The 6,690-nt window shown below is 46.5% G+C and carries 7 protein-coding genes and 1 tRNA gene; 5 read left to right on the top strand and 3 right to left on the bottom strand.

Going from position 1 to position 6,690, the window contains the following annotated elements; genetic code table 11:
* The first annotated feature begins 406 nt into the window (after positions 1-406).
* Complete coding sequence (locus B4923_RS20415) at positions 407-1,195, top strand: endonuclease/exonuclease/phosphatase family protein (protein ID WP_109491528.1); 789 nt, start codon at positions 407-409, stop codon at positions 1,193-1,195.
* Positions 1,196-1,257: 62 nt separating this feature from the next.
* On the opposite strand, the gene mltD is transcribed toward B4923_RS20415, so the two are convergent.
* Positions 1,258-2,640: a murein transglycosylase D gene (gene mltD / locus B4923_RS20410; protein ID WP_109491527.1), complete on the bottom strand. Its 1,383-nt coding sequence runs from the start codon at positions 2,638-2,640 to the stop codon at positions 1,258-1,260.
* Positions 2,641-2,710: 70 nt separating this feature from the next.
* Complete coding sequence (gloB, locus tag B4923_RS20405) at positions 2,711-3,466, bottom strand: hydroxyacylglutathione hydrolase (RefSeq protein ID WP_109491526.1); 756 nt, start codon at positions 3,464-3,466, stop codon at positions 2,711-2,713.
* Positions 3,467-3,509: 43 nt separating this feature from the next.
* Between gloB and B4923_RS20400 the strand changes: the two genes are divergently transcribed.
* On the top strand, positions 3,510-4,220 hold the full coding sequence (locus tag B4923_RS20400; protein ID WP_109491525.1) for a class I SAM-dependent methyltransferase: 711 nt from the start codon (positions 3,510-3,512) through the stop codon (positions 4,218-4,220).
* 9 nt (positions 4,221-4,229) lie between these two features.
* On the opposite strand, the gene rnhA is transcribed toward B4923_RS20400, so the two are convergent.
* On the bottom strand, positions 4,230-4,796 hold the full coding sequence (gene rnhA, locus B4923_RS20395; RefSeq protein WP_170116100.1) for a ribonuclease HI: 567 nt from the start codon (positions 4,794-4,796) through the stop codon (positions 4,230-4,232).
* Here rnhA and dnaQ point away from each other — a divergent pair.
* The 3 genes from dnaQ to B4923_RS21240 all read left to right on the top strand — a co-directional run bounded on the left by dnaQ (position 4,750) and on the right by B4923_RS21240 (position 6,064).
* Complete coding sequence (gene dnaQ / locus B4923_RS20390) at positions 4,750-5,487, top strand: DNA polymerase III subunit epsilon (protein ID WP_109491523.1); 738 nt, start codon at positions 4,750-4,752, stop codon at positions 5,485-5,487. The two genes, rnhA and dnaQ, sit on opposite strands and share 47 nt — an antisense overlap.
* A 126-nt stretch (positions 5,488-5,613) precedes the next feature.
* Positions 5,614-5,690, top strand: a tRNA-Asp gene (locus B4923_RS20385).
* 251 nt (positions 5,691-5,941) lie between these two features.
* Positions 5,942-6,064, top strand: coding sequence for a hypothetical protein (locus B4923_RS21240; RefSeq protein WP_281261846.1), 123 nt, complete (start codon positions 5,942-5,944; stop codon positions 6,062-6,064).
* Positions 6,065-6,690: the final 626 nt, after the last annotated feature.

The following is a 6,690-nucleotide window of genomic DNA, read 5'->3' as shown; positions in this document are numbered from 1 at the left end:
CTGTCACGCAGGGGGTCGCGGGTTCGAGTCCCGTCCGTTCCGCCACTTATTGCATAAGCCCTGAGTTTAGACTCAGGGCTTTTTGTATTTATAACGTCAAAATATTTGAGAACATCTTTGGCGATTGTTTTCTTACGCTTGTCCACCCGATTGTCGTACGGTTTTTGTCGATCCTCAAACCAGTACCAAACCTGCTACTACAATCATAGTGCTGGTGATTTCATAAGAATGTGTCGGCATCAGGCATCATATGCCATGAATAGCAGCTCGTTTTCGCAGTCTGTTTCATATTTTCTTTGCTTAACGGCCGTCATGCATTGAAAGTCTGATATAAAATCCCTATAACAGAAGAGTACCTCTGCTCAAGTTGTTGCATTGGCGTACTGAAATTTATAGCAGGCGAGGCGTGCGAAAAAAAAACTATGCGATGAGATATGTTGCTGGGCAACCGGCAGAACGTATCTTCCCACCCCGGCAAATGTTTCCTCTGGAACAAGTGCTACCAACAGGGCCATTGTTGCTTGAGCAGAATGTTTTGCGCGTCATGGTGTGGAACATCTTTAAGCAGCAAAGAGTGAACTGGCTTTCTGTTTTGCAGAATTTCGGCAAAGATACCCAGCTGGTTCTATTGCAGGAGGCACAGAGCACGCCAGAGCTTATTCGTTTTGCAACATCTAACTATCTTTCTACCGATCAGGTTCCGGCCGTTGTCTTGCCACAGCATCCTTCAGGCGTAATGACGCTGTCGGCCGCTCAGCCTATGTATTGTTGCCCGCTGCGTGAAAGAGAGCCATTACTGCGTTTATCGAAGTCTGCGCTGGTGACGGTGTATTTGTTGCATGATGGTCGACAACTGATGGTGATCAATATTCATGCGGTAAATTTCAGTTTCGGTGTTGAAGTATACAGTAAGCAGCTTGAGTCGATTGGTGAGTTGCTTAGCCATCACCGTGGCCCCGCTATTATGGCGGGTGACTTTAATGCCTGGAGTCAGCCCCGGATTAATGCGCTTTATCGCTTTGCTACGCGCATGGCGTTGCAAGAGGTAGGTTTTATTGACGATCATCGCCGTAGAGCATTTGGGCGCCCTCTGGACTTCGTATTCTATAGTGGGTTGGATGTCGTCCAGTCTTCAATTCTGGTGACGCAGGCATCGGATCACAATCCTTTGCTGGTAGAATTTCAGCTTAGATGAGATGGCCGCTTTTGTTAGCAACGAAAAAAAACCGCCTAAAAGGCGGTTTTTTTATGCGCTATTTAAGAGTCAGGCCTTGTACCATTACTGACATAGAGCGTCAGTCTGTCGCCTGGCTGGATATTGGCATTCTTGTTAATAACCGTATTCCAGCGCATAACATCTGCAATATTCACTCCGTGGCGCTTGGCAATGCTGGCAAGTGAATCACCTTTACGAACCTGATAGGTGATTGAATCGCCTTTACTGTTACTGCTGTTGTTCGCCACCTTGGCAATTTGCAACGTCTGTCCAATCTTGAGTGTGCTTGCACTCCGTAGATTATTCCAGCTTTGTAAATCTTTGGTGCTAACATTCAGCCGAGCTGCAATCGCCGACAACGTATCGCCGGAGCGAACCTTATACTGCGAATCTGCCGTTGATTGTGCTAAACGAGTAGGTTGCTGGATTGCGGCAATATCACCATCTGCCAGCGAACCCTTCAACTGCTCAACGTGAGCTTTCGGTACCATGATGTAATGTGGACCATTTGGTGCCGTCACATTACGCTTGTAACCTGAGTTATAGCTCTTTAGCTTGGTCAACGACAAGCCTGCCATTTCTGCTGCTTGCGTCAATTGCATTTGCTGTCCAAGGTCCACTCTGGCCAATGCGCGGCTTTCGTTTGGTTTGGGCAGGTTAACGCCGTATTTTTTGCTATTCTTAAGAATATCGCTCAGGGCCAACATTTTGGGAACATAGATTGACGTTTCACGTGGTAGCGTCAATGCCCAGAAATTTGTTGATTTTCCCTTTGCTTTATTTGCTTTAACCGCTTGCATGACACGACCTTCACCACTGTTATAAGCAGCGACTGTCAACAACCAGTCACCGTCGAACATGGTGTTAAGACGCTGCATGATATCCAGTGCAGCGGTCGTAGACGCGACTACGTCACGACGTCCGTCATACCATTGGTTTTGGGTCAAACCATAATTGCGCCCCGTGCCAGGGATTATCTGCCATAGCCCTGCGGCGTTGGCGGATGATGTGGCTTGAGGGTCAAAAGCGCTCTCCACTATGGGTAGCAGTACCAGTTCCATCGGCATTTTACGTTGCTTAATCTGCTCGACTATCCAGTACATGTACGGCTCTGCCCGTAATGTTACATCGTGGAGATAGCTCTTATTTTTTAAATAACGCGTTTTTTGCTCGCGGATCCGGGCGTTATCCGGAACCTCCATCTTCAACTCGTCGCCAATGAAGTTCCACAGATCTCGTTGCGCGAGGCTATCATCATCCAGCCATCGCGCCGAGGTCTCTCGACCATCTGCGTACTTTCCTGCTTCACTTTGACCTGCCGAAGACAGACTCTGTGCATGCTGTTTGGGTTGAGAGGTATCTTGGGGGGAAACCTGACAACCGACTAACAAGACAGAAGCGAATATCATCGCTTTAGCCTTCATATGTATGTCAATAGTTGTTTAAAAGACGAGCAATAATACTTTGATTAGCGAATCAGCACAACATAAACCTTTAGAAGCAGTCTTTCTTGCTACGTAGCAGGGCAAAAGCTTCCCAATTCTCTATGCTTTCGGGTTCTGATGATATTTTTCTTTTTAAATCAATTTCATGGCAGCGTAAAAAAAGATTGATTTTTCGCTCTAACCCTAGCGTTGTAGGTAAACTTGATTGTGATTTTTTTCGTATCTGACTGATTTTATAAAGGTAGGCCTCAATAGTTGGTTCTTCTGGCCATATTGTGTGAGCAAACTCTAAGTTTGAGAGCGTATATTCATGCGCACAACAAATCAGCGTGTCATCAGGAAATTTTGATATTTTTTGAATAGATTCAAACATTTGATTTGGCGTGCCCTCAAATATTCTGCCGCAGCCGGCGGAAAAAAGCGTATCGCCGCAGAATAAAAACGGATGGTGGTAGTATGCAATGTGACCAATTGTGTGGCCTGGAACATCGAATACAGAAAATTCCGAATTTAACAATTTGATGGTTTTTTCAGCATTAATGATGGTGGTTGCGCCGCTTTTTGCCGTTTCCGCAGGGCCGAAAACGGGCAGATTCGTATATTTTTCGACGAGTTGGCCCACGCCGCCGACGTGATCTTGATGGTGATGCGTAAGTAAAATAGCCTCAGGAGAAAGCTGGTATTCTTGCAGCGCTTTTAACACCGGTTCTGCCTCGCCGGGATCGATAATCACGCAGTGATTTTCTTTGTTACTCAATAGCCAAATGTAGTTGTCCTGAAGTGCGGGAATACTGATAAGATTCATCGATTACCTCGTTTTGCTATCAGCCTGAGGAAGATAATAGAACATGAAGCCAGCGCAAACCCCTCAGACTCTGATTACCCCGGGTTCATGGGATGATATCACCTGTGGTCAATACTACCGTGAATCACTTGAACAGGCATTACTCCCCTGGTGGCCTAAGTTGTTTGGTTTCCATCTACTCAAAATAGGGCAGTTGAGCGCAGAGATTACCGTGAGTGAATGTTCGATTTCACATCAGGTTAATGTTGGCCCTTGCGGCAATAACTTACAGATTATTGCTGACCCGCATCAGTTACCCTTTTCTGAAAAGTCGGTTGATGCGTGTTTGCTGGCTCAAACGCTGTCTTATTCTTCAGATCCTCACCGCATCTTGCGTGAAGTTGATCGCGTATTAATTGACGATGGCTGGTTGATATTGAGTAGCTTCAATCCGATCAGTTTTGTTGGATTGGCCAAACTTATCCCCAAATTGAACAAGCGACAGCCTTATTGCAGCCGAATGTTTACGCAAATGAGGATGATGGATTGGCTTGCTTTGCTGAACTATGAGGTGGTACACCACGCCAGTTTTCATGTTACGCCATGGCGAAGAAACAAAGGAAAGTTGAACAAGCATTTTCCTGTTTTTGGCTGCATTACATTGCTTGTGGCGCGCAAAAGGACGATTCCGCTGATTGCTACGCCGATGCGTGCCAAATTACGCAAGGCGCCGTTGCGCCGCACGGTCGGCGCGACGAAAATCTATCGGCGTTGAGGGATGCCGTTATTCAGGTTTGTAACCAACGTCATCAAGCGTTGGGGCATTGGCGGCGCTACGGGCCAGTTCATCACAGCGCTCATTTTCCGGGTGTCCGGCATGTCCTTTTACCCATTCCCAGCGCAAGGTGTGGCGTTGTATCGCCGAATCAAGGCGTTGCCAGAGGTCGACATTTTTTACCGGTTTTTTATCTGTGGTTTTCCAGCCGCGTTTTTTCCAGTTATGAATCCAACGGGTGATTCCCTGGCGCACATACTGACTATCGGTACTTAACACCACTTCACACGGAGAGGTCAGCGTTTCAAGCGCAGCAATGGCCGCCATCAGTTCCATTCGGTTATTGGTGGTTAATCGATAGCCGGCGCTCAACGTTTTTTCATGCTGTTTGTAACGCAATAATACACCGTAACCGCCTGGTCCCGGATTCCCCAAACAAGATCCGTCGGTGAAAATTTCTACCTGTTTAAGCATCTCTGGTAGACTCTCCCTTATGGTGAAAACGGCAAGTCTGACATAAACGAAAACGATGAGCACTGAAATTACGCGACAAATCGTCCTGGATACTGAAACCACCGGTATGAATAAACTGGGGGTCCACTACGAAGGGCATAAAATTATTGAAATTGGCGCCGTTGAGGTTATCAACCGTCGTCTGACTGGTCGCCATTTTCATGTTTATATCAAACCCGATCGTTTAATCGATCCTGAAGCGTACAACGTACACGGTATCAGCGATGAGTTTTTAGCGGATAAGCCAACTTACGCCGACGTTGTCGATGATTTTCTCGATTTTATCCGGGGCGCCGAACTCGTTATCCATAACGCAATGTTTGATATCGGCTTTATGGATTATGAGTTCCGTATGCTGAATCGGGATATCCCGAAGACGGAAACATTCTGTAAGATCACCGATAGCCTGTTGATGGCGCGTAAGATCTTCCCCGGCAAACGCAATAATCTGGATGCACTATGCGATCGTTATCAGATAGATAACAGTAAGCGAACGCTGCACGGCGCATTGCTGGATGCCGAGATTCTGGCGGAAGTCTATCTGGCGATGACCGGCGGCCAGACATCGTTGGCGTTCTCAATGGAAGGTGAGGCGCAGCGGCAGGAAAATGAGAGTGAAACTATTCAGCGCATTACTCGCCCTGCATCGGCATTGAAGGTTCTCTATGCTAATGAAGAGGAATTATTCGCACATGAAAAGCGTTTGGATCTGATTGCGAAGAAAGGGGGAAGTTGCCTGTGGCGCAATGAGTAGCGCTTTATCGGCGAGGGAATAATCGTTGAGATGAAATTATAAGCAAACAGAATCGGTTAGTTATAAAAACCATTGACGTAATAGTACCATCATCTTAGTATTCCTCCCGCTCGATGAGCACAGAGTGGAGCGGTAGTTCAGTCGGTTAGAATACCTGCCTGTCACGCAGGGGGTCGCGGGTTCGAGTCCCGTCCGTTCCGCCACTTACCTATTCCGGGATGTTCCTATACATCTCTGGATGAATGAAAACCGTATCGCTGTCAAAGGCATGCGGTTTTTTTTCGTCTCTATGATCCCCCTGGGATAGCGGGGTATCCGGCGCGAAATGGCCCACAAAATGGCCTACGCGCCGGAAAGAGAAATTTCGTAGGCCATTTTGGTTTTGTGACTGAGAAAAGGAGGACATTACACCATTCCCGTTGTTTGGCTTCTAACGACAACCAAGGGGGGCACGATGACCGCAGCACACCGTCTGCTTTCTGCCGTCGCAGTACAAAAAGCAAAACCCGCCGCTAAAGATTATGAACTGCCTGATATATGGCCAAGCACTTTCCATCAGGACTACTATTTTTTTTAAGTACTCAGTCCGATTTTTGCGATCTGATCAATCGCCAAAAATCACAAATCACTAACCGGACTGAGCAATGCCGATCGTTCCGTCGAGCCAGATAGTCAGTAACCGCGTTGGACAAGCTCTTGTTGTTGGTTTTCCAGTTGGTTATTGTAAACTTTTGCTTAGCCACAGTGCGTCACGATGTGTAGGAAACTGTAGCGTTCTGATTGTTGCGCTTATCAAAGGCTCGGTTAATTCAACAAAGTCGGGGGGATCCCCCGCTGATGAATTTTGCCAAGGGCACAAACCCGATAAGTTAAATTTGTTCTGTTCCTTGATTTAGCCAAAACCATGATAACAATAATTAGCTGCATAATGATTAATGGCGGTTTGGTGAGCGTTTTCCTCTATATTGATAGGTGATAACTTACAAAAAGACTGTGGTCTCACATCATTAAGTCAAACTTTCAGAGTAAGTGCCAATTCTGCGCAACTTCTTGCTCACTTCCCAGCATAAATCACTTTTTGCGCAATGTTTGCAAACGAAATGCGCAGTTCGCGCAACTTTTTGCTTAAATTTGACTTAGGGAAAATTTGAGTTAAGGGATTTTACTTTAAAAACAATCAGATAAAAGATGGCATGGTCTTTG

Origin of the sequence: Brenneria roseae subsp. americana (genome assembly GCF_003115815.1) — a bacterium.
GTDB lineage: Bacteria > Pseudomonadota > Gammaproteobacteria > Enterobacterales > Enterobacteriaceae > Brenneria > Brenneria roseae.
Note: the sequence above shows the minus strand (reverse complement) of the source record. Positions and strands in the feature narration are given on the sequence as shown.

Excerpts from the sequence above, each read along its gene's own strand:
- mltD (WP_109491527.1), bottom strand. The coding sequence starts at position 2,640 with ATGAAGGCTAAAGCGATGATATTCGCTTCTGTCTTGTTAGTCGGTTGT.
- gloB (WP_109491526.1), bottom strand. The coding sequence starts at position 3,466 with ATGAATCTTATCAGTATTCCCGCACTTCAGGACAACTACATTTGGCTA.
- B4923_RS20400 (WP_109491525.1), top strand. The coding sequence starts at position 3,510 with ATGAAGCCAGCGCAAACCCCTCAGACTCTGATTACCCCGGGTTCATGG.
- dnaQ (WP_109491523.1), top strand. The coding sequence starts at position 4,750 with ATGAGCACTGAAATTACGCGACAAATCGTCCTGGATACTGAAACCACC.
- B4923_RS21240 (WP_281261846.1), top strand. The coding sequence starts at position 5,942 with ATGACCGCAGCACACCGTCTGCTTTCTGCCGTCGCAGTACAAAAAGCA.